Origin of the sequence: Novosphingobium sp. (assembly GCF_036733805.1) — a bacterium.
GTDB lineage: Bacteria > Pseudomonadota > Alphaproteobacteria > Sphingomonadales > Sphingomonadaceae > Novosphingobium.
The window spans coordinates 63,380-87,102 of sequence record NZ_DAIMZT010000004.1; the positions used below are offsets into that span (position 1 = coordinate 63,380).

A 23,723-nucleotide genomic window follows, 5' to 3' on the forward strand; every position below is an offset into this window, starting at 1 on the left:
GAGGAAAACTCCTGCGCCATTCGCTTTGACTGGTCGAAAACCCATCTGGATGCGGCGCACGTCGCGGCGTTCGAGGAGCTGGCCCGGTTGACGGATTTCGTCGGGCGCCGAAAGGCTCTTTTCGCCGGTGACATCGTCAATCCCACCGAAGGCCGCGCTGCCGAGCACACCGCTCAGCGCGGCGTCGGCAAGGATGAGAGCGTAAGGCAGGCGGCCGAATATCATCATCGCATGGCGGCCATAGTCGAGGCCATTCACCGGGGTGCGATGGGAGAGGTGAAGCACCTCATTCACATCGGCATAGGCGGTTCGGCGCTGGGCCCCGCTCTCGCCGTCAGCGCCTTGGCGCGGGATGGCGCCATGGTGCACGTTCATGTCATTTCGAACATCGATGGTTGCGCTTTGGAGCAGGCATTCGCGGCCTGCGACCCGACCAAGACGATGCTGGCGATCGCCTCCAAGACATTCACGACCATAGAGACCATGACGAACGCCGAAAGCGCGATCGCTTGGCTGCGCGAAAATGGCGTGGAGGATGCTTATGGTCGCGTCGTGGCCCTGACGGCGGCGCCCGAAAAGGCGATAGCCTGGGGTGTGGACGAGACGCGCATCCTGCCTTTTTCAGAAAGTGTGGGGGGACGTTACTCGCTTTGGTCATCAATCGGCTTTCCGGTCGCGATGGCGCTGGGTTGGCCGGATTTCGCCGAATTGCTGGAAGGCGCCGCGGCGATGGACCGGCATTTTCGCGACACTGACGGTGTGGCTAACCTGCCGTTGCGCGCGGCCTTTGCCGACCAGTATTACACGCGCCTGCGCGGTTGCCAGACGCGCGCTGTCTTTGCATATGACGAACGCTTGGCATTGCTGCCGGATTATCTTCAGCAACTGGAGATGGAATCGAACGGAAAGCGGGTAAAGGTAGACGGTTCACCGGTTGGTGGGCCGACCGCGCCGATCACCTGGGGCGGGGTGGGCACTGACGCTCAGCACGCGGTGTTTCAACTGCTCCATCAAGGGACCCACCTGGTTCCAGTGGATTTCATCGCCTCTATCGCTCCCGGCCACGATTTGGCACCGGCGCATCATCACATTCTGCTTTCCAACTGTTTCGCGCAAGGGGCTGCGCTGATGGCGGGCAAGGCGAGCGAGGATCCGGCGCGCGCTTATCCCGGCGATCGTCCTTCCACGACGATCCTGCTGGACGAAGTCAGTCCGGCCACGTTCGGCGCGTTGATCGCCTTTCACGAACATCGCACTTTCGCCAATGCAGTGCTTATGGGCATCAACCCTTTTGACCAGTTCGGCGTCGAACTAGGCAAGGAGATCGCCAAGCAGATCGAGAGCGGAGGCGCCTGTTTCGATCCGTCAACGGAGGCGCTTCTCAAGTTGGCGGGAATAAGCTGACCGGCGACCGCGCTGGCCGGCCGGCTTAGTGACTTCGAAGGGATTGTGCGGCAAATATTGCGAGACCATTTGGTTTTGCACATGAGCGTGAGGCTCAGCTTCCGGGGGACGATTGATGGTGCGGGGGCGCAATGCAGCGATTGCCGGTGCGCTGGCGATGATGCTGGCGGGATGCGGCGGCGGAGGTGGAAGCATCAATTCGACGCCCGCTCCCGCACCTGCTCCGACCCCCACCCCCACGCCAACCTCAACCCCGCCGCCCGGTTACGTTATCACACCGGAAAATCAACAGCCGGTCCGTTCCAGTCAGGACGATACCGAATATCGCCAAAATTACGTCTCGTTCGAATACGTTAACGAGCTGTATGCGCTGGATCATGGCTGGACGGGGCAAGGTGTCAACGTCGCGGTCCTTGACGACGGGGTCAAGGAAGTCTCCGAACTTCACGGCAAGATTTCCAGTCTGAGCCGGGACTTCGGAACAGTCACTCAGAACGGGGTGACCACCCAGCGCAATGTCATTGGCGATAATTATTCGGACCATGGAACGATGGTTGCGGGTGTCATCGCTGCCGCTAATAACGGAGTCGGCGTTCAAGGCATGGCGCCGGGGGCGCAGATCGTCGCCTTGCGGATCAGCGCCACGAACCTTGACGCCACTAATCCGAGTGACCAGGAGACGCTGGGTGTCGGCTTTACCCAGGCGGTTGACTATGCGGGCAGCCTTGGCATCAAGGTCATCAACGCCTCCGTCGCCAAGCTCGATGCGCAAACGCCCAGCCCCGGATGGTCGCAGGCCGTTGCCAATTACCAGAAAACCGGTGGTCTGTTCGTGAACGCCGCGGGCAATGAGAGCGCCGCCAATGCGGTTGGCTACCTCGATCTCAATTCCGGCAATGCGCAAAGCTGGCTCTTCGTCGTTGCCCTGGAAGGCACGCAGACGAGCTATCAATTGGCCAGTTATTCCAACCAGTGCGGCAGCGCCGCGATGAACAACTGCGTGGCGGCCATGGGCACCAACGCGACCCAGGCCGTCGACGGTTCCTACGTCTGGTTCAGCGGCACCAGTTCCGCCACGCCGCAGGTCAGCGGGCTTGCGGCGCTGATCCTAAGCAAATGGCCGCAGCTCACCGGGATCCAAGCGGGGCAAATCATTGTCAACACCGCTCGCGATATCGGAGCGCCTGGGGTCGATCCGGTTTTCGGGCATGGCCTGATCGACGTGCAGGCGGCGCTGTCGCCGGTAAATCCCACGCTCTCGAACGGGGTTGCGCAGACTTCGGCCGGATCCTCCGTCATGGTCGTGCCGGGGCCGATAGGCGTTGCCGGAATCAGGAATACGGCGTTGAAGCAGATCACGGTGTTGGATGCCTATGGCCGCGATTTCCGTGGTGATCTGTCAGGGCGGGTGGTTCAGCCCGGCAGTGATCGGGTCTGGCTCGATCGGCGCATGCAAGTGCAGGCAAACGCCGGCAGCGCCTCGATCGACACACCGACGCTGCAGGCCCAGGCCGGCTACACACGGCTGCGCGCGGGTCCTGGCGCGGATGAGGTGGGCACGGTGCTTACCAACGCCAGCGTGGCGGCTCGCAGCGGCAAGGCATGGTTCATCGCATCGCTCAACTCCAGCGATTCGGTCGCTGATGAGTTCGTGGGCCTTGCGCCCAGCTCGGACGCGGTCTTCGCCTATTCGGCAGTCGCCAACCTCGCCATTGGGGCACGCTATCCTCTTGCCGGCGGCCTGCTGGGCCTTGAGGCTGTGGGCGGCAGGGCAAGTTACGGATCGGCCAACGGCGCGGTGGCGTCCTGGCGGGGCAAGGGCACCGTGCTCAAGGCGGGGGTATTGGACGAACAAGGCACGGTCTTCGGCACGCCCACTGGCAGCGGTGCGTTGCGCTTCGGCGACGGCGCGCGAACGTTGTTTCTCGAAGCCGCGCAGGATGTGGTTCTCGGCCGATGGAGATTGGGCAGCTATGCGAGCATCGGTGCAACGCGGCTCAAAATAGCGGAGGACATGCTGTTGACGCATGCCGACGTGATGCTGACCAATCGGTTCGGGATGACCGCAAGCCGTGCTGGGATGGGCGGCCGGATAAGCCTCGGCCTTGTGCAACCGCTGACTGTTATCGCCGGCAAGGGCACTTATACGGTTGGGTCGAGCTATGACCTTGCCAGCCGTTCATTGCTATTCGATAATCGGCGGGTCAATTTCTCCGGACATGTCAACCCGCTCCTGACCTTCGGTTACGAACGCGGCGGGCCTCGTTCGCAGTTGCGCCTGGGACTGGCCGGCACCCTGGGCGCCGGCAACGTCCGCGCGCTGGGAAGTTGGCGGCTTTTCCTGCCTTGATTGCTGTTTAGGCGCACAGTTTGGTTCAGGGACGACCTTCAAGGCCATCCGGCGTTTCGCTGCGATGACGCATGCCATCTCTTGTCGCAGCCGCAACGGGACGCCCCAGCAGATCCGCGAGCAAGTGCTTCCCGTCATCCCAGCTGCCAAGACCGGAATCGGCGTTGATATGCCCGGCATTGCCGGCGTCCACGAAGCGGCTGCCCCAGCGGCGCGCCAGCAGTTTCGCGGTGTCAAAGCCGATCCAGGGGTCGTTGCGGCTGGCGACAAGGATTGTCGGAAACGGCAGCGGGCCGTCTGGCGTCGGAGAGAAGCCGGTAAGCCGGTCGTCGCGGGGAAAGAAATCCACTTCCGGAGGCGCGACAAGAAGGGCGCCTTTGACTTGCGCAGACAAGCTGGGCTGCTCGAACTTGGCCCACCAGGCGGTGAGCAGACAGCCGAGGCTGTGCGCGACCAGGACTACCGGGCGACCTGCCCGATGAACCGCGAGGTTCAGGCGATTGATCCAGGTATTTCTGTGAGGAGTCGCCCACTGGCCCAGATCGACGAGGCGGCAATCGTCCATCTCCTCGGCCCAGCGTCGTTGCCAATGGCCGGGGCCGCTGCCGTCGAGCCCCGGAACAAGCAGAACGAGAGGATTTTGCGCCTCGGCTAAATGGGGATTCGATCGAGCCATCCTGTTTCTCCGGCCTGCTTCCGCTGTCCGATGGCAGCGACTTGCTCCATCTATTCTCAATTATAAAGATAGACAATGCAAAATGCGATGATGAGACCGCTTCGCGCGGCGATCCGCGTTCGGGATGCTGCTGGAAGCCGGTTGGCAATCCGTTCGTCCATGCCCCATATGCGCGCGGACCGCTGAAGCGCGTAACAGGAGCATTCGCATGGCCGACTACGATTACGATCTCTTCACCATCGGCGCTGGGTCCGGCGGCGTGCGTGCCAGCCGCGTGGCGGCGGCGCATGGCGCCAAAGTTGCGGTGGCGGAAGAGTACCGGGTCGGCGGCACATGCGTGATCCGCGGCTGCGTGCCCAAGAAGATGCTCGTCTATGGCGCCCATTTCGCTGAAGATCTGGAAGATGCGAAACATTTCGGCTGGGATATTCCAGAGTGCCGGTTTGACTGGATCAAGCTGCGCGACAATGTGCTGGGCGATGTGGACCGCCTGAACGGCCTTTACACGCAGACGCTGGAGAATCACGGCGTCGAGATCATTCATGAACGAGCCACGATCACCGGGCCGCACGAAATCACTCTGTCGAGCGGCGAAAAGAAAACGGCGCGTTATATCCTGATCGCCACCGGGGCGCGGCCCCATGTGCCGTCATGCCCCGGACACGAATTGGGAATCACATCAAACGAGGCGTTCCACCTCGATTCCATCCCCAAGCGCATCCTGATTGCCGGCGCGGGTTATATCGCCAACGAGTTCGCCGGGATATTCAACGAGTTCGGAGCGAAAGTGACGCTCATCAATCGATCGGATCAACTGCTGCGCGGCTATGACGAAAGTCTGCGCGATCGGCTGCTGCAAATATCGATCACCAAGGGCATCGATTTCCGATTCAACGCCGAATTTCGCAGGATCGAGAAGAACGCGGACGGCTCGTTGGTGGTTCACATGACCAATCACGAACCGCTCGAAGTCGATTGCGTGATGTTCGCTACGGGGCGCTTGCCTAATATCGACGGGCTGGGCCTGGAAGACGTCGGCGTCGAAACGGATCACAAGGGCGCCATCAAGGTCGACGAGTATTCAAAGACCAGCGTGGATCATATCTATGCTCTGGGCGACGTCACGGATCGGGTGCAACTCACGCCAGTCGCCATTCGAGAGGGTCAGGCTTTTGCCGACACCGTTTTCGGCGATACACCAACGACGATTGATTATTCATGCATTCCATCGGCGGTGTTCAGTCATCCGCCGATCGCGGGCGTCGGCATGACCGAAGCGCAGGCGCGCGATCGTCTTGGGGCCATCAAGGTCTACACCAGCGACTTCAGGCCGATGAAGAATGTCGTCGCGCATCGCAACGAGCGGGCGCTTTACAAGATGGTCTGCGAGGCATCGACTGGCCGTGTCGTCGGGATTCACATGATCGGACCGGACGCGCCGGAGATCATGCAGGCAGCGGCGGTGGCGGTGAAAGCCGGGCTGACCAAAGCCGATTTCGACGCGACCGTTGCTATTCATCCGACCATGGCAGAAGAGCTTGTGCTATTGAAGTAAGTGGCCGCCTTGCTGCTTTTCACAGCCCCAGGGAAAGTACGTTTTCCGCCTTGTGACACGGCGGAGACACCTTGATAGTTTAATCGCGCGCTTAAAATTGTTGACCGAAGGCTCCATCCTGCCTTAGCGGACGCAGCATTCGATGCTGGAACCACTGCGGACGAGGGAAGCCGGATGTCAGCAAACATCGCCGAGATGGAAAAGCGCCGCTCTGCCGCCAAGATGGGTGGCGGCACGAAGCGCATCGATGCGCAGCATGCGAAGGGCAAGCTAACCGCGCGTGAGCGGCTTGAGGTTCTGCTCGACGAGGGCAGCTTTGAGGAGATGGACCTCTACGTCGAGCATGACTGCATCGATTTCGGCATGCAGGAACAGAGGATCCCCGGAGACGGAGTGGTCACCGGATCGGGCACGATCAACGGCCGCCTCGTTTATGTCTTCAGCCAGGACTTCACGGTGTTTGGCGGCTCCCTTTCGGCCCGCCATGCGCAGAAGATCTGCAAGGTTATGGATGCAGCGCTGAAGGTGGGCGCGCCGGTTATCGGCCTGAACGACTCCGGCGGAGCGCGGATTCAGGAAGGCGTCGCCTCGCTCGGAGGATATGCCGATGTGTTCCAGCGCAATGTGCTGGCATCAGGCGTCGTTCCTCAGCTTTCGCTCATCATGGGCCCATGTGCCGGCGGCGCTGTCTATTCGCCGGCGATGACGGACTTCATCTTCATGGTGAAGGACAGCTCCTATATGTTCGTCACTGGCCCCGATGTGGTCAAGACTGTCACGAACGAGATCGTGACTCAAGAGGAACTGGGCGGCGCGGTCACGCATTCAAGCAAGACCTCCGTCTCCGACCTCGCGCTTGAGAACGATATCGAAGCGCTGTTGGCGGCGCGCGATTTCATCGATTTCCTGCCGAGTTCGAACCGTGAGGCGGTGCCTGAACGACCTTGCGCCGACCCGTGGGATCGCATGGAGCAGAGCCTCGACTCGATCGTTCCACCCTCCGCCAACCAGCCTTACGACATGCATGAAGTGATCCGTAAGACTCTGGACGAGGGCGAGTTTTTCGAGGTTCAGCCGATGCACGCCGGCAATATCCTTTGCGGCTTCGGCCGTATCGAGGGGAGGACGGTGGGCGTGGTGGCGAATCAGCCGATGGTGCTGGCTGGCGTGCTGGACATCAATGCCTCGAAAAAAGCCGCGCGCTTCGTGCGTTTCTGCGATGCCTTCAATATTCCCATCCTGACTTTCGTTGACGTGCCCGGCTTCCTTCCCGGCACGGACCAGGAACATAACGGCATCATCAAGCATGGAGCCAAGCTCCTGTTCGCTTATGCCGAGGCGACTGTGCCGAAGATCACCGTCATTACCCGCAAAGCTTATGGCGGCGCTTACGATGTCATGAGTTCCAAGCATTTGCGCGGGGACCTCAATTATGCCTGGCCGACCGCTGAAATCGCCGTGATGGGCGCCAAGGGTGCGGTGGAGATCATCTTCCGCGGCCTGGATGCGGCGGGCATTGCCGCGAAGACCAAGGAATACGAGGACCGCTTCGCCAACCCCTTCGTGGCCGCCAGCCGAGGCTACATCGACGAAGTTATCTATCCGCACTCCACCCGGCGCCGCATCGCCCTGGGGCTTCGCAAGCTGCGCAACAAACAGCTCGAAAACCCCTGGAAGAAGCACGACAACATCCCACTCTGAGCGAGTTGATCCAAGAGGAACGTTATGGAAGACATTTACATTGTCAGCGGTGCGCGCACTGCAATCGGTTCGTTCGGCGGCTCGCTGGCTTCGTTTCGACCGGCTGATTTGGGCGCGATCGTCATGAAAGAGGCGATCGCGCGCGCCGGAATAGCAGCGTCTGACGTGCAGAACGTGGTGGTCGGCAACGTCATCTCGACTCAACCCAAGGACGCGTACATTTCCCGTGTGGCGTCCGTGAATGCGGGTGTGCCCATCGAATCCCAGGCGATGAACGTCAACCGTCTTTGCGGATCGGGTTTGCAGGCCATCATCTCGGCCGCGCAGGCCATTGCTTTGGGTGAGCACGATGTTGCCATCGGCGCCGGCGCCGAATCCATGTCCAACGCGCCGCACATGGCCAGCAGCACACGTAACGGCGTGCGTATGGGCAATGTGGTGTTCGAAGATGCCATGCTGGGTGCTTTGCATGATCCCTTCGAGGGCTTCCACATGGGCGTAACTGCGGAGAACGTGGCGCGGCAATACCAGATCACCCGCGAAGAGCAGGATGCGCTCGCAGTTGAAAGCCACCGGCGAGCGGCTCGCGCCATTGCCAACGGTTATTTCAAGGAACAGATCGTCCCGGTTGAAGTGAAATCCCGCAAGGGCACAGTTGTCGTTGATACCGACGAACATGCACGCGCCGATGTCTCCATGGAGAGCATGGCAAGCCTGAAACCCGTGTTCGAGAAGGACGGCACGGTCACGGCCGGTAATGCTTCGGGTCTTAATGACGGCGCCGGTGCAGTGATACTCGCCAGCGGCAAGGCGGTCGCTGAAAAGGGCCTCAAACCGATGGCAAAGATCCTGGCGTGGGGTCATGCCGGCGTGGAGCCGAGCGTAATGGGCCTTGGGCCGGTCAAGGCGGTGCCCGTGGCGCTTAAGCGCGCAGGGTTGACGCTGGACCAGATCGACGTGATCGAAAGCAACGAGGCTTTCGCCGCTCAGGCTTGCGGCGTTGCCAAAGAACTGGGCTTTGATCCGGTCAAGACCAATCCCAACGGTTCGGGTGTTTCTCTGGGGCATCCGATCGGTGCGACCGGCGTGATCCTTACCGTCAAGACGGCTTATGAGTTGAAGCGCATCGGAGGCAGATATGGCCTGATTACCATGTGCATCGGGGGCGGCCAGGGCATCGCCATGGTCATCGAGAACTGCGGGTGAAGGGCGGCTGCTCCTGAAGGAAGAGATATCCATGAAGCTAGGCCGGATGAACCATATCGGCGTCGCCACACCGGACCTTGATGTCGCGATCGCATTTTATCGCGATGTGATGGGCGCTACCGACATAACCGAGCCTTTCGTGCTCGAAAGCCAGCAGGTACGCGTCTGTTTCGTCAATACGCCGGGAGAGAACGGCACGGTCGGCACCCAGGTGGAACTGCTCCAGCCGACGTCGCCGGACTCGGCGGTCGGTAAGTGGCTGGAAAAGAACCCGCTCGGGGGGCAGCACCACATCTGCTATGAAGTGCCCGATATCCATCTGGCAAAAGAGTGGTTTGAAAGTCTAGGCAAGCGAGTGCTTGGCGAGCCGCGCATCGGTGCTCACGGAACGCTGATTTTCTTTGTCCATCCAAAAGACATGGGTGGCCAGCTTACTGAGATCATGGAAACGCCCAAGGGCGCGCATTGATTCACGCGCCGTTCGTGTCGAGCGAAGTCGAGACACGTCCGGCCTCACAAATCGTCTCTCGACTTCGCTCGAGACGAACGGAGATGGCAAGGTGACTGACAAGCCGACGATCGAAACGTGGAAGGCAGCGGCGGACAAGGAGGTCAAGGGCAAGGACCTGACCTGGCACACGCCTGAGGGTATCGCGGTCAAGCCGCTTTACACCGCGCAAGACGTGAAGACCGATCCGGGCCTGCCGGGCTTCGCCCCCTTCACGCGCGGCGTGCGCGCTTCGATGTATGCGGGCCGCCCCTGGACGATCCGCCAGTACGCCGGCTTTTCCACCGCGGAGGAATCGAACGCCTTTTACCGCCGCAATCTGGCGGCAGGGCAGAAGGGGCTGTCTGTGGCCTTCGACCTCGCCACGCACCGCGGCTATGACTCGGATCATCCTCGCGTCGTCGGCGATGTCGGTAAAGCCGGCGTGGCGATTGACAGCGTGGAGGACATGAAGATCCTGTTCGACGGGATTCCGCTAGATCAGATGTCAGTCTCGATGACGATGAACGGCGCGGTGATTCCGATCCTTGCCTTCTTCATCGTTGCCGGTCAGGAGCAGGGCGTCGCCACCGAACAGCTCGACGGGACCATTCAGAACGACATCCTCAAGGAGTTCATGGTCCGCAACACTTACATTTATCCGCCCGAGCCCTCGATGCGGATCATCTCGGACATCTTCGCATATACTTCGGCCAACATGCCGAAATTCAACAGCATCTCGATCTCCGGCTATCATATGCAGGAAGCCGGGGCGACGCAGGTGCAGGAACTGGCCTTCACCATCGCTGACGGCATGGAATATGTGAAGTACGGCGTCGCCAGCGGGCTTGACATCGACAAATTTGCCGGGCGCCTCTCGTTCTTCTTCGCGATCGGCATGAACTTCTTCATGGAAGTGGCCAAGCTGCGCGCCGCGCGCGTGCTGTGGCACCGGGTGATGACCAAGCTGGGCGCCAAGTCGGAACGCTCCAAGATGCTGCGTACTCACTGCCAGACCTCGGGCGTGTCGCTTCAGGAGCAGGATCCCTACAACAATGTGATCCGCACCACGATCGAGGCTATGGCGGCGATGTTGGGCGGCACTCAATCGCTCCATACCAACGCGCTGGACGAAGCGATCGCGCTCCCGACCGACTTCTCGGCCCGCATCGCGCGCAACACTCAGATCGTCATTCAGGAGGAGACCGGCATGTGCAATGTCGTCGATCCCCTGGGCGGCTCCTACTACATCGAGGCGCTGACGCAGGAACTGGTCGATCGGGCCTGGGAGATCATAGAGCGTGTCGAGACCGAAGGCGGCATGGCGAAGGCCGTGGCGGCGGGCTGGCCCAAGGCGATGATCGAGGAAGCGGCCGCAGCCCGCCAGGCGCGAGTGGACAAGGGCGATGACGTGATCGTCGGCGTCAACAAATACCGGCTCGCCGAGGAAGACCATCTGGAAACACTGGAGGTCGACAATCACGTGGTGCGCGAAGCGCAGATCGCCCGAATCAACAAAGTGCGGGCGAGCCGTGACGAGTCCAAGTGTCGGGCGGCGCTCCGGGCGCTTACCGAAGGCGCGCGTGGCAACGCCAACCTCCTCGAGCTGGCCGTCGAGGCTGCACGCCATCGCGCCACGCTGGGCGAGATTTCGGACGCCATGGAAGCCGTGTTCGGTCGTCATGGTACGCTTCCCACTCCTGTGAAAGGCGTTTACGGCTCCGCTTATGCGGGCGACAGCCGCTATCAACAGGTGCTTGACGGGGTCGAGGCAGTTACTCGGCGTCTCGATCGCAAACCCCGCGTCCTTATCGCCAAAATGGGCCAGGACGGCCATGATCGCGGAGCTAATGTCATCGCCTCCGCCTTTTCGGACATGGGTTTCGACGTGACCAGCGGCCCCTTGTTCCAGACACCCGAGGAAGCTTGCCAATTGGCGGTGGAAAAGGGCGTGGACGCTGTGGGCGCCAGTTCGCTCGCAGCGGGCCATAAGACGCTGATTCCCGAGCTGATAGGCCATTTGCGCGATGCGGGGCGGCCGGATGTCAAAGTCGTCGCCGGCGGCGTGATCCCGCCGCAGGACTATGAGTTCCTGCGCGCGGCCGGCGTGCAAGGTATTTATGGCCCCGGTTCGAACGTGGTGGAATGTGCGGCTGACATGCTGCGCCTGCTTGGCCACAACATGCCGCCGGTCGACGGGTTGGCCGCGGCGGAGTAGGGGAGCGGGCAGGATGCTGGATCGACGGCGCGGTTCGGCCTATGGCCGAGCGTTGGCCGCGAAGTGCGTTCCGGCTGCCTGAGGAATGATTATGACCTACACGCCCGCCACAACTCCCCGCAATGACTGGACTCGCGAGGAGATTGCCGCGCTCTTCGACCTGCCGTTCACCGAACTGGTGTTCCGGGCAGCGGAGGTCCACCGGGCTCATCATCCGCACAACGAAGTGCAGCTTTCCACGCTGCTTTCGATCAAGACGGGTGGTTGCCAGGAGGACTGCGGCTATTGTTCGCAGTCGGTCTCAGCAAACAGCGGGGTCAAGGCGACCAAGCTGATGGAAGTGCAGCAGGTCCTCCAGCGCGCGGCGCAGGCACGGGACAACGGTTCGACGCGCTTTTGCATGGGCGCCGCCTGGCGCAACCCCAAGGATCGCGACATGCCCGCCATTATCGAGATGGTGAAGGGCGTGCGCTCCATGGGGCTTGAAACCTGCATGACGCTGGGCATGCTCACACCAGAGCAGGCGGACATGCTCTCCGAGGCGGGCCTCGACTACTACAACCACAACATCGACACTTCGCCTGAGCGCTATGGCGAAGTCATCACCACGCGCACGATGGACGACCGCCTCGACACGTTGTCGAACGTGCGCATGGCGGGGATCAATGTCTGCTCGGGGGGCATCGTTGGCATGGGTGAGACGCGGGGGGATCGCGTGGGCTTCATTCACACGCTGGCGACATTGCCCGATCACCCGCAGTCCGTGCCCGTCAACGCTCTGGTCCCGGTCAAGGGCACGGTGCTGGGCGACATGCTGGCCGACACGCCGATGGCCAAGATCGACGATGTGGAATTTGTGCGCACGGTGGCCGTTGCACGCATCACCATGCCGCTTTCGATGGTGCGGCTGTCTGCGGGCCGAGAGTCGATGTCCGAGATGACGCAGGCAATGTGCTTCCTGGCCGGCGCGAACTCGATCTTCACCGGCGACAAACTGCTGACTGCGCCCAACGCGGGTGATGACAGCGACGCGGCGATGTTCGCGCGGCTGGGGTTGAAGGCGATGGCCATCGAGCAGACGCAAGCCGAGGTGGACGCTCAGCGGATGCCGAAGGGGTGCGCAAGGCTGGAGGCGGCCGGGTGAAGATGGCTCTCAAAATCCTCCCCGCTATGGAAACGGGAACCGTCCCCTTAGCGGGTGGTCGAGGGGCCGGACGGTCCGGTCACGCCGTTCGCATCGGAGATACCCCGAGCGCTCTGTCAACGCAGCGTGACAGCCTTTGAGCAAGTGCAGTATGACGATGGAGGGAACGGCGGCCGACACCTGTGAGCGACCGCGATCGTCGCTACCTGGCTTTGCTGTTTTTGATGTTTAACGCCGGCATTTTCATACACGGCGATTGAGGCGGGAGGTACTACGAGGTGTTCAAAAAGATCCTCATCGCAAACAGGGGCGAGATCGCTTGCCGCGTCATCAAGACTGCGCATCGCATGGGTATCCAGACTGTGGCCGTCTATTCCGACGCTGATGCGCGCGCGCCATTTGTGCGGATGGCTGATGAAGCGGTGCATATCGGTCCGGCCCCCGCTGCCCAGTCGTACCTCATCGCTGACAAGATCATCGCCGCTTGCAAGCAGACCGGGGCTGAAGCTGTCCACCCCGGATACGGCTTCCTGTCCGAACGCACTTCCTTTGCCGAGGCGCTGGCGGCGGAAGGCATCGCGTTCATCGGGCCCCCGGTGGGCGCGATCGCGGCGATGGGGGACAAGATCGAGTCCAAGAAACTCGCCAAGCAGGCCGGCGTCAACGTCGTGCCCGGTTATGTCGGCGAGATCGAGGATACGGAGCACGCCGTGCGCATCTCGAACGAGATCGGTTACCCGGTAATGATGAAGGCTTCGGCCGGCGGTGGCGGCAAGGGCATGCGCTTGGCTTATACCGAGCAGGATGTGCGCGAGGGCTTCGAGAGCGTGAAGCGCGAGGGCCTGAACTCCTTCGGCGATGATCGCGTCTTCATCGAGAAGTTCATCCTCAATCCACGCCACATCGAGATCCAGATCCTTGGCGACAAGCACGGCAACATTCTTTACCTGAACGAGCGTGAATGCTCGATCCAGCGTCGCCACCAGAAGGTGGTCGAGGAAGCGCCGTCGCCGTTCGTCACTGAGAAGATGCGCAAGGCCATGGGCGAGCAATGCGTCGCGCTGGCTCGCGCGGTGGGCTACTATTCGGCCGGCACTGTCGAACTGATCGTTTCAGGCGCGGACCCGACAGGTGAGAGCTTCTACTTCCTTGAAATGAACACGCGCCTGCAGGTGGAACACCCCGTCACTGAGTGCATCACCTGCATCGACCTTGTCGAGCAAATGATCCGCGTCGCCGCCGGCGAGAAGCTGGCGATGACGCAGGCGGACGTGAAGATCGACGGCTGGGCGATCGAGAACCGCGTCTATGCCGAAGACCCTTATCGCGGCTTCCTGCCCTCCACCGGGCGCTTGGTGCGATATCGGCCTCCCGTCGATGGCTGGACTGATGACGGCGCGGCGAATGGCCGCAGGGGCGTGGATGGGGTGCGCGTGGACGATGGCGTCTACGAAGGCGGCGAAGTTTCGATGTTCTATGATCCGATGATCGCCAAGCTCATTACCTGGGCTCAGACCCGCGGCGAGGCGGCGGATCGGCAGATTGCCGCGCTCGATGCCTTCGAGATCGAGGGATTGGGTCATAATATAGATTTCGTCTCCGCCATCATGCAGCATCCCCGCTTCCGCTCCGGGGACCTGACCACCGGCTTTATCGCCGAAGAGTATCCCGAAGGTTTCCAGGGCGCGCCCGCTTCGGAGGAACTCAAGGTGAAGCTCGCCGCTGTGGCAGCTTTTGTGGCTACCGCCCGCGCGGACCGCGCGCGGCGGGTCGATGGCCAGCTTGCTCACCCTCTCGATCCGCCTTCGCATTGGACGGTAACCATCGAGAAAACGCCTTACGAGGTTCAGATTGATGAGGATGCGGTCACCGTCAATGGTGTCGAGGTGGAACTGACGCTGGAATATACTCCAGGTGACCGCTTCATCGCTGCCGAGATCGGTGGGGAGGACATCGGCATCAAGCTTGACGTTACGCGCACCGGTTTCAGGATCAGCACCCGCGGCGCGGTGCACAAGGTGGATTGCCTCCCCACACGCATCGCCGACCTTTCCAGGCATATGATCGAAAAGATCCCGCCGGACCTTTCGCGCTACCTGATCTGTCCGATGCCGGGGCTGCTCGTCGCGCTGCATGTGAACGAGGGTGATAGGGTTGAGGTGGGCCAGCCGCTTGCAGTGGTGGAGGCGATGAAGATGGAGAACATCCTGCGTGCAGAAAAGGCGGGGGTGGTCAAATCCGTCAACGCCCAGCCTGGAGAGAGCTTGGCCGTGGACGCGATCATTCTCGAAATGGAATGATTTGCGTTCGCTCGCGAGCGACGCCCTCTTCCCCTCTTCCGGCGGAGAGGGTGAAATCAGGTTGGCAGCGGATCGGCCTCGCTCATCAGCCGATTCGCCAGGAATAGCTTGAAGGCGCTGAACGCGATCAGCCCGACCGCCGCGCTGGCGGCGTGGAGCAGCCAGAACTGCGGCGTTGACATGGTCGAATACCAGCCCCCGATTACGCCCACCGTGTAGTTCGCGATAAAGAACGCGAGATAATAAATTCCCACGATCGAAGCATTCAGCGCACGCGGGGCGAGGCGGGTGAAGAGCGCCAGACTGACCGGCAGGACATGGGCGAAGCCGATCGAGTTGACTAGGTGGAACATCACTGGCCAGAACAGCCCTATCTTGCCGGCGCCTTGCGTCGCCGCTGCGAACCATAAGCAAAGGCCGCCGCCGATGGTGAAGAAGCTGCCGATAATCATTTTCCCCAGTTCATCCGGTTCGCGTCCGGTCTTGCGGCCGATCCAGTTCCAGAACGCCGCGACCGCGACGAGCATGGAAAAGCTGAGGGTGGCGTCGATGGTAATCATCCAGCTAGTCGGCAGTGTCTTGCCGAAAAAGGTCAGCTGGAAATGCTGATCGGCCCAGACGAGATAGGCATTGAAGATCTCCTGGTTGGTCAGCAGGGCAATCGCCATGACCGGCACCAGCAACAGCACCGCGATCAGGCGAGGGCCATCGCCACGCGCGAACTTTGCGCGCGGTTGTTCAGTCCGGCTGTTCCCCTGCGTTTCGGCGGGAAGGTAAGGGCGGGCGGCTAGATAGAGAAGCAGGCCAAGCACCATCACGACGCCGGCACAGCCAAAGCCCCAATGCCAACCCACATCCTCTCCCAACGAACCGGAGATCAGCGGCGCCGCGATTACGGACACGTTGATGAAGATGTAGAAGATCTGGAAGGCCATGGCGCGGCGGCTGTCGTTGGGCCCGTAAAGTTCGCCCACTTGGCTGGCGATGTTGCCCTTGAACAGGCCGACGCCGATTACCAGCGTAACCAGGGCGAAAAGGAACGCGCTTTCGAAAGCCATCAGGAAATGGCCAAGCGACATGACTATACCGCCCGCGATCAGCGCTGCCCGCCTCCCCAGAAAAAGATCGGCAAGGATACCCCCCAGGATCGGCGTGAGGTAGACGGCGGCCGTATAAGCGCCGAAAATGCGGGAGGCGAGGGGCTGGCCTTCCAGGCCGGACCAGATATGCGCCTTGACCCAGTCAAGCCCGAGCACCGCTTCCTGATGATCGGGGTGCAGCAGGTAATTGACCATGTACAGTGTCAGCAGTGTCTGCATGGAGTAATAGGAGAACCGCTCGCATCCCTCCACCAGGCCAAGATAGCCAAGCCCTTTGGGATGGCCGAGAAAAGCCCGGTCATCATATCCGGTCGGATCAGCTAGATCGAGTTCCGGAGTCGCTTCGGCTACGGTCATGGCAATCGCTTTCCGTAATTATCTTATCCGCCCGCGTAACAGGGGTGCGTGTTGACGCAATGTCACGTCGCCGGGAGAAGGTCAAATGCGAGGTGAAGGACCAAAGAAAAAGGCGGCAGGCCCGATCCGCCTGCCGCCTCCGCTGTGCCCGGCTTAACCGTCGGCACACCGGCCCCCCGCTTCCGCAATGGACGACGAGGAACGCAAACGGGAAACATCCGCCGGAAAGTTTTGTTCCAGCCTCTGCAGCGGCCCGGCGTGGCCAGGAAACGGGATATCGAGGTTGGTGTCTGATTGGTGCGAGACAGACCGGTTATGTTTACCCGCCGCGCGCCAGTTCCGCGTCAAGAAAGGTCCCTACGTCGTCCAGCGATACGTCCTTGGCCAGGTAAGTCTGGCCGATGCCCTTCATCAGCAGGAACGGCAGGGTGCCGGCGTCCATCTTCTTGTCGTGCAACATGTGACGAACAAGATCAGCGCCGCTGCAATCCAGATCGAGCGCGGCCAGGGCCGCAGGCAAGCCGATTTGGCCGATATGTTGCGCCACATGTTCGGCACTGGCTCGCGGCATCAGGCCCAGATGGGCGGAATATCGCGCGGCCAGCACCATGCCCAGAGCTACCGCTTCTCCGTGAAGCAGCCGTGCGGAGAAGCCGGTCTCCGCTTCCAGCGCATGGCCGAAAGTATGGCCCAGGTTCAGCAGCGCACGTTGGCCGGTGGTCTCGAACTCATCTTCGGCCACGATCCGCGCCTTCGCGGCGACCGCATGGGCCACCGCATATTCGCGCAGCGCGCTGTCGCCCGCGATCATCGCGGCGCCGTTGGCATCGCACCAGGCGAAGAAGTCGGCATCATCGATGAGGCCATATTTTACTACTTCAGCATACCCTGCCAGCATCTCGCGCTGTGGGAGTGTTTCCAGCGCTGAAAGGTCGGCGAGAACGAGCGATGGTTGGTGAAAAGCGCCGACGAGGTTTTTGCCGGCCGGCGTGTTGATCGCTGTCTTGCCGCCAACGCTTGAATCGACTTGCGCCAGCAGCGTGGTGGGCAACTGGATGAACTTGCAGCCGCGCTTGAGGATAGCCGCGCAGAAGCCGGTCAGATCGCCGATCACGCCGCCGCCGAGCGCGACGATGTGATCGCCCCGCTCAACCTCAAGTTCCAGCAGCCAGTTTACGGTGGCGGAGAGTTCATCCCACGATTTTGTCTGCTCGCCCGGCGCAAGGATGCGCCAGTGCGGCTCATGGCCGTGGTCGCGCAGGCTGGCTTCCACTATTCCGCCCCAGGCCGCGTAGACATCGGCGTCTGTGATGATGGGCACCCCGCGCTTGCGCAGCCGCCCGCGGCAGTAAGGCACGAGTTCCGCCAGAAGTCCGGCGCCCACGCGGACTTCGTAGGGCCGGCCGGCGATATTCACTGGGATCACAGCCATTGCGAAATTTCCTCAAGCACCTTGTTGATGGTCTGCACATGCGGACCGTTGCCGCTGAGCACGTGAATCGGCGCTTGCGAATAATACGGTTCACGCTCCGCGCGCAGACGCGTGAGAATTTCGCGCGGATCCCCTTGTTTCAGCAGCGGGCGATTGTCTTTCCGGGCGGTGCGATCGATCAGCGTATCGACATCGCTGTCAAGCCAGACGGCTATGGCCTTGTCGAGGATCAGCGCGCGAGTCTCTGCATTGCAGAACGCGCCGCCGCCTGTGGCGATGACAGTGCGGCAACCCGGCTGCTCCGCGCTTTCCTGCATCAGCCGCGCGATCACCCGTCGCTCACCGTCGCGAAAATAAGCCTCTCCAAATGTTTCGAAGATTTCCGGGATAGTCATGTGGGCAGAACGCTCGATTTCCTCGTCGGCGTCAACGAACGGGCAATCCAGCAAGACAGCCAGCTTTTTGCCCAGGCTGGACTTGCCGACCCCCATCATGCCCACTAGCACGATCGGGCGGTCTATGCGCCGCGCCAGGGCCGCGATCTCCTGTGCGGAAAAGCGGGTTTGTTGAACGTCCATTGCCCCACCGCCTATAGTTGCGCTAGGTCGCAGCGCAAGCATCGGTGAAGGAAGGCGAGTGACGATCGAAATGCGCGGGCGATGGCTGCAAAGAGTGATCGTCCTGGCCGTTCCGCTTGGCATCATTGCGCTTTGCGCGTTTGCTTGGGTTGACGCAGGCCGCCGGCCGGTCCGGGATGTAGTGGTGGCGGTGCCGGTGCCGGAGCTGCCGCGGTGAGGGCGGTGTATCTGGCCGCTGTTGCCGCCCTGGCGCTCACTTCGGCGTGGGCGGTCGCCCAAGACGCGCCCGAATCCCTGTTGCCGAAAATGTTCGAGGATTCCACGCCCGCGGCCCCCAAGCCTTCCACTGCCAAACCGGCGGTGCCGCCTGGTTCGGCGAATCGGGAAGGGACTCGATCCGTCTCCACCCCGGTCGTTCAACCTCTGTCCGGGCCGGGAAATATTGCTTCCGGCAATGTAAACGCGCAGGAGGGGAGCGACAATGTTCTCAGCCGCGTTCCCAGCCTTGAAGAGCTGGCGAAAATGACGCCGGACGATTTCGAAGCCCTTTTGGGAACCGACGTTGTTTTCGACACGCCGCCGCAAGCCCGCCGCTCCATGGATACGGCAGGGCTTCTTGATGAAAGCGAAGGCGGTTTGCGACCGGATTCGCTCTCCGTACAGAACGGCAGGCTGATCGAACTTCTGCTTTCCGCGAATAAGGGCTCTCTCGTCTCGCGCTGGGGGCACATCCTGGTGCGGCGTGCATTGGTGTCTCGGTTGCGGGCGCCTCAGGGTATGAGCCCGCAGGACTTTCTGGCGCTTCGCGTCGGTTTGCTCCTACGCATGGGTGAAACCGATGCGGCGCGGGCCTTGCTGCAAGATATCGACATCGCCGATTATACGCCCGCCGTGGGCAACGTGGCGCTTGACGTCTACCAAGGGACGGCGGATTTCACTGGTTTGTGTCCGATCATCGCCACTCAGGGGGACTTGCGGGACGATCCGACATGGAATGTCGCCAAGACGATGTGTCAGGCGTTTCGCGGCAACAGCGCCGCCGCGATCGCGGAACTGGACCGTGACATGTCGCGCGGAACGATGCCGAAGATCGACATGCTGCTGGCGCAGAAATATACGGGCGCAGCAGGCAAGTCGCGCAAGGCGGTGACGATCGAATGGGACCAGGTGAAGGATATGACGCCGTGGCGCTATGGCCTTGCCCTTGGCGTGGGCCTTGAGCCACCGGCAAAGCTGATGGCGGCGGCCGGGCCGCAATACAATTATGTCGCCGCTCTGGCCCCGATGGTCGGATTGGAGCGGCGCGCCGCTGCCGCCGATTGGGCGGGCGCTTCCGGCGTGCTGTCCAACGCCGCGATGGTGGATCTTTATTCGCAGATCTATGTTGATTCCAGCGTGACGGGTGATTGGCAGGACCGCGCCGAAAGTCTGCGCGATGCTTATACGCAACAGGACGCGGCGGCGCGGTTGTCGGCGATGCAGGCCCTCTGGAATGGCGCTGCGGACAGTTCGGCCCGCTACGCGCGTCAAGTGCTGACCGCCGCGGCTGCGGCGCGTATGCCGGCAAGCCAGGAGATGGCCGATCAGGCCGCGCTGTTGATCGCTTCCATGCTCTCCGCCGGTTACGACGCCAACGCCGTGCGCTGGGCCTCTGTCGTCCCCGCCGGCAGCGAAAGCTGGGCCTTGCTCGCGCTGGCCGCGCCAGGGCGCACCACCCCGGTCGATACGGGTACGCTGGACAAGTTCATCAAAGGTGACGGCAGCGCCGGCAAGCGCAAGGCTGCGTTTCTGATCGCGGGCCTTGCGGCGCTGGACAGGCTCGGGTCGAGCCAGGCCGGGCGCTATTCGAATGACATGGCACTACGTCTCAACATCGCCACGCGCTGGACCGAAGCGATTGACAGCGCGGCTCGGCGTGGAGATCAAGCAAGCGTGATCCTGCTGGCGGGGTTCGGCATGCAGGGTGCAGACTGGCACCGGATGACGCCGCGCTATCTGTTTCACATCATTTCGGCTCTGCGCCAGGTCGGGCTGGAGGCGGACGCACGCATGATCGCGGCGGAAGCGGTGGCCAGGGTCTGATAGGGAGATGGCGGGAGAAGACCTCGCCGAACGTTTTCTTGCAACACTTGCGGTGGAACGCGGCGCGGCTGCGAACACGCTTGCGGCCTATCGACGCGATCTTGAAGCGGCCCGCGAAGTCCTGGGCGATCTGGCTGCAGTTGATGCGCGCGCGCTTGCTTCGCTGAGTGAAGCGTGGAGCGGGCTTGCGGCGTCCAGTCTCGCCCGCAGATGCTCGGCGCTGAGACAATTCTATGGTTTTCTCGCGGATGAAGGTCTGCGGGACGACGATCCTTCCGGAGCGCTACCCAGGCCGCGCACGCGGCGGCCATTGCCGCGATTGCTCGGCCGTACGGAAGTCGAGGAGTTCCTCCTGCTTGCCGAGGAAGAGGCTGGCGGAGAGCGGCCTGATGCCGTTCGCCTGCTGACCTTGCTGGAGCTGCTCTATGGCTCCGGGCTGCGTGCGAGTGAGTTGGTCTCGTTGCCTGTTGCGGCGGTTCCCCGTGATGCTCCGTTTCTTCATGTCACCGGCAAGGGCGGGCAACAGCGCATGATTCCGGTAAGTACCCGCGCGCGCGCTGTCCTGTCGCGTTGGATGGCTTTACGAACCGGCAGCTCGAAATTCCTGTTCCCCTCGCGCGGCGCGGATGGCCATCTTACGCGCGTTCGGCTGTTTCAGCTCTTGCGCGAGCTTGCGGTTCGGGCCGGACTGGACCCGGCGCGGGTATCGCCGCACGTGCTGCGCCATGCGTTTGCCACGCATTTGCTGGAGGGTGGGGCTGATCTACGCGTGCTGCAGATGTTGCTGGGCCACGCCGATATATCCACGACCCAGATCTATACGCACGTTGACGGCGCGCGGCTGGTGGCCCTCGTCAATGCTCGCCATCCGCTAGCCCGAAAGCAAAAGGTGGAAGAGCCGAAGTTGTGAAAGGGCTGTCCGCCGCAAGTGTAAAGCGGATCGACTCCTGAACAGCCAGGCATTGATGCAAGAGAACCTCCAAAACGAAAAGGGCGGCGGGTTTCCCCGCCGCCCCAATCGGTTGAAATCGACCAGGCAGCTGTTACGAGCTGGGGACGACCATGGCCGAAGAAGTCGTGTTGAAAGTCGTCTTGAGCTGCGAGCCCAGACCCTGCATGGCGGCAATCGCCGCGACGGCGATGAGAGCGGCGATCAAGCCGTATTCGATGGCGGTCGCGCCTTCCTCATTGCGGCGCAGCTTGGCGAGAAACTTCATCATCTGTCTCCTGAAAAAGCAGTCTTCTGTACCCGGTCCTCTCGCAACAGCCGTTCCGCGATGCTTTGGACTTCCCGTGGACTAAAGGATATTCCTTGAGAAAGGTTTAAATGCAGAGGTATTCACGAGCCGCTGATCGCGTTGGCAGAGGTTGTGGAAATGTTTTGCCAATAAGAAATTGTTTGGTTAGCGACCCCTTGCATCGCGATGAGCATCACCAGGACAATCATCGCCAGGATCAGGCCATACTCCACGGAAGATGCGCCCTTCTGGTCACGAAGGACTTTCCTGACGGTAATGAGCTTTGTCATGGCGGCCTTGCAGTTCGCTCGAGTTGATGTCTGGAATCTCATCCCGGTGTTAATTTGTCTTTAAGATGGCGGCTGAAACTGGAAAAAATCCTGACACCTGTCGTTGTTGTCGCCGTGGCCCTGATCGACGCCGACGGATTTATCCTTATGCAACAACGGCATTTATCCGCCGCGCATGGCGGATTATGGGAATTTCCCGGAGGTAAGATCGAACCGGGCGAAACGCCTGAGTTTGCGGCTGCGCGCGAGCTGGACGAGGAACTCGGCATCGGTCTGAAGGCAGGGGTTCTGAAGCCGATCGGGATCGCCGAGGGACTTACCGCCGCAGCCGATGAAGGCGGGATGGAGCCGCAAAGACCACTTGTCATTCATCTTTACGCCGCCCGCGAATGGAGCGGTGTTCCTCATGTCCGTGATGCAGAGGCCATCGCGTGGTGCAGGCCCGATGCGATCCGGCATTTGTCGATGCCCCCGCTCGATTATCCGCTGGCGGACGCTTTATGCCGTTATCTGGGCGTACATTCTTCCTGAGGGACCATATAGGCGTTGACCCAGGCCGAATCCCTTTCTATTGGCGCACCTCCAACGCGCCCGTAGCTCAGCTGGATAGAGCATCAGACTACGAATCTGAGGGTCGGACGTTCGAATCGTTCCGGGCGCGCCAATTTCTCTCGGCTTGCTGCAAGCTTGAGAGGAGTGAGGATGGCCTCCTGCGCCCGTAGCTCAGCTGGATAGAGCATCAGACTACGAATCTGAGGGTCGGACGTTCGAATCGTTCCGGGCGCGCCATCGCCGTTCCAAGCCACGCGTTTCGAGACATGGAGCCGGAACAGCGTGACCGCTCCGGCTCCACTTCGTTTGCCGCGATCGTCAGTCGCTTACTGGCCGGGTTCCTGAGCTTGGCCGGCGCCTTGCGTGGCGGCCGTCTGGCCCGAAGCCGGAGCGGCCGCGTCATTGCCGGCTTGCGCCGTGGCGCTTGCCTGAGCCTGTTTGCTGAAAGCATCGGCGGTCATGCCAAGCGTTAAGGCATTGTTGACGAGACCCAGATACGACTTCTTGAGCACGACTGACGAACCGTTGCTCAGCTGCACCGTCACGTCATCGCCTTCGATCTTGGAAATCGTGCCAAGCACGACGCCATCGCTGCTTTTTACTTGAGCGTTGACGGCCAGGGCCGCATCCTTCGCCGCGCTGGTCTGCGCAGCGGCGCCGGTGACGGCGGCTTCGATCTGAGCCTTGTTCATGCCGATGGTGAGGCCCTTTTCACGCGAAGCGAAGGCACTGGTCGGAAGGCCCGCGCGCGCGGTGCCGGTGTTGACGGTGACGACGCCGTCTTGCACGGACTCCACTGTGCCGACCTCGCCTCCTTGCGGGTCATAGACCTTCGCTCCCACCGTCGGGGCGGGCGCCGCGGAAGCTGCGCCGGCCTGTGCCAGTGCGGCCACAGGGGCAAGGCTCGCTGCAGCGATCGCGGCGGCGATGAGGGTTCTTTTCATGTTGCACTCCTTTGCTGTGGGGCCGAAGGATGCCCCGGAAAGCCTCCGATCCGACAAGGCCGGAAAGAGGTCCGGCACGACGCCGGATAGTCGTCCTGACCCAATAGAT

General features: G+C 61.7%; 20 protein-coding genes and 2 tRNA genes. 15 read left to right on the forward strand and 7 right to left on the reverse strand.

What is annotated here, in order from left to right:
- Together pgi and V7D69_RS02185 are read left to right on the forward strand one after the other, a co-directional pair.
- Positions 1-1,404 (forward strand): glucose-6-phosphate isomerase (gene pgi, locus V7D69_RS02180; protein WP_333604964.1); only part of this gene is annotated, 1,404 nt, incomplete at its 5' end.
- 115 nt (positions 1,405-1,519) lie between these two features.
- On the forward strand, positions 1,520-3,754 hold the full coding sequence (locus tag V7D69_RS02185; RefSeq protein ID WP_333604965.1) for a S8 family peptidase: 2,235 nt from the start codon (positions 1,520-1,522) through the stop codon (positions 3,752-3,754).
- 25 nt (positions 3,755-3,779) lie between these two features.
- Here V7D69_RS02185 and V7D69_RS02190 read toward each other — a convergent pair whose 3' ends face one another.
- Positions 3,780-4,430: an RBBP9/YdeN family alpha/beta hydrolase gene (locus V7D69_RS02190; RefSeq protein WP_333604966.1), complete on the reverse strand. Its 651-nt coding sequence runs from the start codon at positions 4,428-4,430 to the stop codon at positions 3,780-3,782.
- Positions 4,431-4,638: 208 nt separating this feature from the next.
- Here V7D69_RS02190 and gor point away from each other — a divergent pair, with 208 nt between their 5' ends.
- From gor to V7D69_RS02225, 7 genes are all read left to right on the forward strand, one after another.
- Positions 4,639-5,985, forward strand: a complete 1,347-nt coding sequence (gor, locus tag V7D69_RS02195; RefSeq protein ID WP_333604967.1) for a glutathione-disulfide reductase — start codon at positions 4,639-4,641, stop codon at positions 5,983-5,985.
- A gap of 174 nt (positions 5,986-6,159) precedes the next feature.
- The gene (locus V7D69_RS02200; protein WP_324063168.1) at positions 6,160-7,686 is read left to right on the forward strand and encodes an acyl-CoA carboxylase subunit beta; all 1,527 of its coding nucleotides are present in this window, start codon (positions 6,160-6,162) and stop codon (positions 7,684-7,686) included.
- Between the two features lie 24 nt (positions 7,687-7,710).
- Positions 7,711-8,892: a beta-ketothiolase BktB gene (gene bktB, locus V7D69_RS02205; RefSeq protein ID WP_324063170.1), complete on the forward strand. Its 1,182-nt coding sequence runs from the start codon at positions 7,711-7,713 to the stop codon at positions 8,890-8,892.
- 31 nt (positions 8,893-8,923) lie between these two features.
- Complete coding sequence (gene mce / locus V7D69_RS02210; RefSeq protein ID WP_324063171.1) at positions 8,924-9,361, forward strand: methylmalonyl-CoA epimerase; 438 nt, start codon at positions 8,924-8,926, stop codon at positions 9,359-9,361.
- Between the two features lie 91 nt (positions 9,362-9,452).
- Entirely contained in the window at positions 9,453-11,597 is a 2,145-nt protein-coding gene (scpA, locus tag V7D69_RS02215) for a methylmalonyl-CoA mutase (protein ID WP_324063172.1), read from the forward strand.
- Between the two features lie 91 nt (positions 11,598-11,688).
- The gene (gene bioB, locus V7D69_RS02220; RefSeq protein WP_333604968.1) at positions 11,689-12,741 is read left to right on the forward strand and encodes a biotin synthase BioB; all 1,053 of its coding nucleotides are present in this window, start codon (positions 11,689-11,691) and stop codon (positions 12,739-12,741) included.
- Between the two features lie 278 nt (positions 12,742-13,019).
- Positions 13,020-15,041 (forward strand): acetyl/propionyl/methylcrotonyl-CoA carboxylase subunit alpha, encoded by a 2,022-nt coding sequence (locus V7D69_RS02225; protein WP_333604969.1) that lies wholly within the window; start codon positions 13,020-13,022, stop codon positions 15,039-15,041.
- A 56-nt stretch (positions 15,042-15,097) separates the two neighbouring features.
- On the opposite strand, the gene V7D69_RS02230 is transcribed toward V7D69_RS02225, so the two are convergent.
- The 3 genes from V7D69_RS02230 to V7D69_RS02240 form a co-directional block, all read right to left on the reverse strand.
- The gene (locus V7D69_RS02230) at positions 15,098-16,498 is read right to left on the reverse strand and encodes a peptide MFS transporter (RefSeq protein WP_333604970.1); all 1,401 of its coding nucleotides are present in this window, start codon (positions 16,496-16,498) and stop codon (positions 15,098-15,100) included.
- Between the two features lie 319 nt (positions 16,499-16,817).
- Entirely contained in the window at positions 16,818-17,930 is a 1,113-nt protein-coding gene (gene aroB, locus V7D69_RS02235) for a 3-dehydroquinate synthase (RefSeq protein WP_324063180.1), read from the reverse strand.
- Positions 17,921-18,508: a shikimate kinase gene (locus V7D69_RS02240; RefSeq protein ID WP_324063182.1), complete on the reverse strand. Its 588-nt coding sequence runs from the start codon at positions 18,506-18,508 to the stop codon at positions 17,921-17,923. The genes aroB and V7D69_RS02240 overlap by 10 nt, the downstream gene beginning before the upstream one ends.
- 58 nt (positions 18,509-18,566) lie before the next feature.
- On the opposite strand from V7D69_RS02240, the gene V7D69_RS02245 reads away from it, so the two are divergent.
- The 3 genes from V7D69_RS02245 to V7D69_RS02255 are packed head-to-tail and all read left to right on the forward strand — an operon-like array spanning position 18,567 to position 21,500.
- Positions 18,567-18,725, forward strand: coding sequence for a hypothetical protein (locus V7D69_RS02245; protein WP_324063183.1), 159 nt, complete (start codon positions 18,567-18,569; stop codon positions 18,723-18,725).
- Positions 18,722-20,590 (forward strand): hypothetical protein, encoded by a 1,869-nt coding sequence (locus tag V7D69_RS02250; RefSeq protein WP_333604971.1) that lies wholly within the window; start codon positions 18,722-18,724, stop codon positions 20,588-20,590. The genes V7D69_RS02245 and V7D69_RS02250 overlap by 4 nt, the downstream gene beginning before the upstream one ends.
- 7 nt (positions 20,591-20,597) lie before the next feature.
- Positions 20,598-21,500, forward strand: coding sequence for a tyrosine recombinase (locus tag V7D69_RS02255; protein ID WP_324063187.1), 903 nt, complete (start codon positions 20,598-20,600; stop codon positions 21,498-21,500).
- A gap of 133 nt (positions 21,501-21,633) precedes the next feature.
- Here V7D69_RS02255 and V7D69_RS02260 read toward each other — a convergent pair whose 3' ends face one another.
- Together V7D69_RS02260 and V7D69_RS02265 are read right to left on the reverse strand one after the other, a co-directional pair.
- Entirely contained in the window at positions 21,634-21,807 is a 174-nt protein-coding gene (locus V7D69_RS02260; RefSeq protein ID WP_324063195.1) for a Flp family type IVb pilin, read from the reverse strand.
- 122 nt (positions 21,808-21,929) lie between these two features.
- Complete coding sequence (locus V7D69_RS02265) at positions 21,930-22,118, reverse strand: Flp family type IVb pilin (RefSeq protein ID WP_324063189.1); 189 nt, start codon at positions 22,116-22,118, stop codon at positions 21,930-21,932.
- Positions 22,119-22,265: 147 nt separating this feature from the next.
- Here V7D69_RS02265 and V7D69_RS02270 point away from each other — a divergent pair, with 147 nt between their 5' ends.
- From V7D69_RS02270 to V7D69_RS02280, 3 genes are all read left to right on the forward strand, one after another.
- Positions 22,266-22,649 (forward strand): NUDIX domain-containing protein, encoded by a 384-nt coding sequence (locus V7D69_RS02270; protein ID WP_414690984.1) that lies wholly within the window; start codon positions 22,266-22,268, stop codon positions 22,647-22,649.
- 56 nt (positions 22,650-22,705) lie between these two features.
- Positions 22,706-22,782, forward strand: a tRNA-Arg gene (locus V7D69_RS02275).
- Positions 22,783-22,830: 48 nt separating this feature from the next.
- Positions 22,831-22,907: transfer RNA gene (locus tag V7D69_RS02280), tRNA-Arg, on the forward strand.
- An 89-nt stretch (positions 22,908-22,996) separates the two neighbouring features.
- Here the strand turns inward: V7D69_RS02280 and V7D69_RS02285 are convergent.
- Positions 22,997-23,614: a hypothetical protein gene (locus V7D69_RS02285; protein WP_324063191.1), complete on the reverse strand. Its 618-nt coding sequence runs from the start codon at positions 23,612-23,614 to the stop codon at positions 22,997-22,999.
- Positions 23,615-23,723: the final 109 nt, after the last annotated feature.

Excerpts from the sequence above, each read along its gene's own strand:
- bktB (WP_324063170.1), top strand. The coding sequence starts at position 7,711 with ATGGAAGACATTTACATTGTCAGCGGTGCGCGCACTGCAATCGGTTCG.
- aroB (WP_324063180.1), bottom strand. The coding sequence starts at position 17,930 with ATGGCTGTGATCCCAGTGAATATCGCCGGCCGGCCCTACGAAGTCCGC.
- V7D69_RS02270 (WP_414690984.1), top strand. The coding sequence starts at position 22,266 with ATGCAACAACGGCATTTATCCGCCGCGCATGGCGGATTATGGGAATTT.
- V7D69_RS02240 (WP_324063182.1), bottom strand. The coding sequence starts at position 18,508 with ATGGACGTTCAACAAACCCGCTTTTCCGCACAGGAGATCGCGGCCCTG.
- bioB (WP_333604968.1), top strand. The coding sequence starts at position 11,689 with ATGACCTACACGCCCGCCACAACTCCCCGCAATGACTGGACTCGCGAG.
- gor (WP_333604967.1), top strand. The coding sequence starts at position 4,639 with ATGGCCGACTACGATTACGATCTCTTCACCATCGGCGCTGGGTCCGGC.
- mce (WP_324063171.1), top strand. The coding sequence starts at position 8,924 with ATGAAGCTAGGCCGGATGAACCATATCGGCGTCGCCACACCGGACCTT.
- V7D69_RS02230 (WP_333604970.1), bottom strand. The coding sequence starts at position 16,498 with ATGACCGTAGCCGAAGCGACTCCGGAACTCGATCTAGCTGATCCGACC.
- V7D69_RS02265 (WP_324063189.1), bottom strand. The coding sequence starts at position 22,118 with ATGACAAAGCTCATTACCGTCAGGAAAGTCCTTCGTGACCAGAAGGGC.
- V7D69_RS02190 (WP_333604966.1), bottom strand. The coding sequence starts at position 4,430 with ATGGCTCGATCGAATCCCCATTTAGCCGAGGCGCAAAATCCTCTCGTT.
- V7D69_RS02285 (WP_324063191.1), bottom strand. The coding sequence starts at position 23,614 with ATGAAAAGAACCCTCATCGCCGCCGCGATCGCTGCAGCGAGCCTTGCC.
- V7D69_RS02260 (WP_324063195.1), bottom strand. The coding sequence starts at position 21,807 with ATGAAGTTTCTCGCCAAGCTGCGCCGCAATGAGGAAGGCGCGACCGCC.
- V7D69_RS02185 (WP_333604965.1), top strand. The coding sequence starts at position 1,520 with ATGGTGCGGGGGCGCAATGCAGCGATTGCCGGTGCGCTGGCGATGATG.
- V7D69_RS02200 (WP_324063168.1), top strand. The coding sequence starts at position 6,160 with ATGTCAGCAAACATCGCCGAGATGGAAAAGCGCCGCTCTGCCGCCAAG.
- V7D69_RS02255 (WP_324063187.1), top strand. The coding sequence starts at position 20,598 with ATGGCGGGAGAAGACCTCGCCGAACGTTTTCTTGCAACACTTGCGGTG.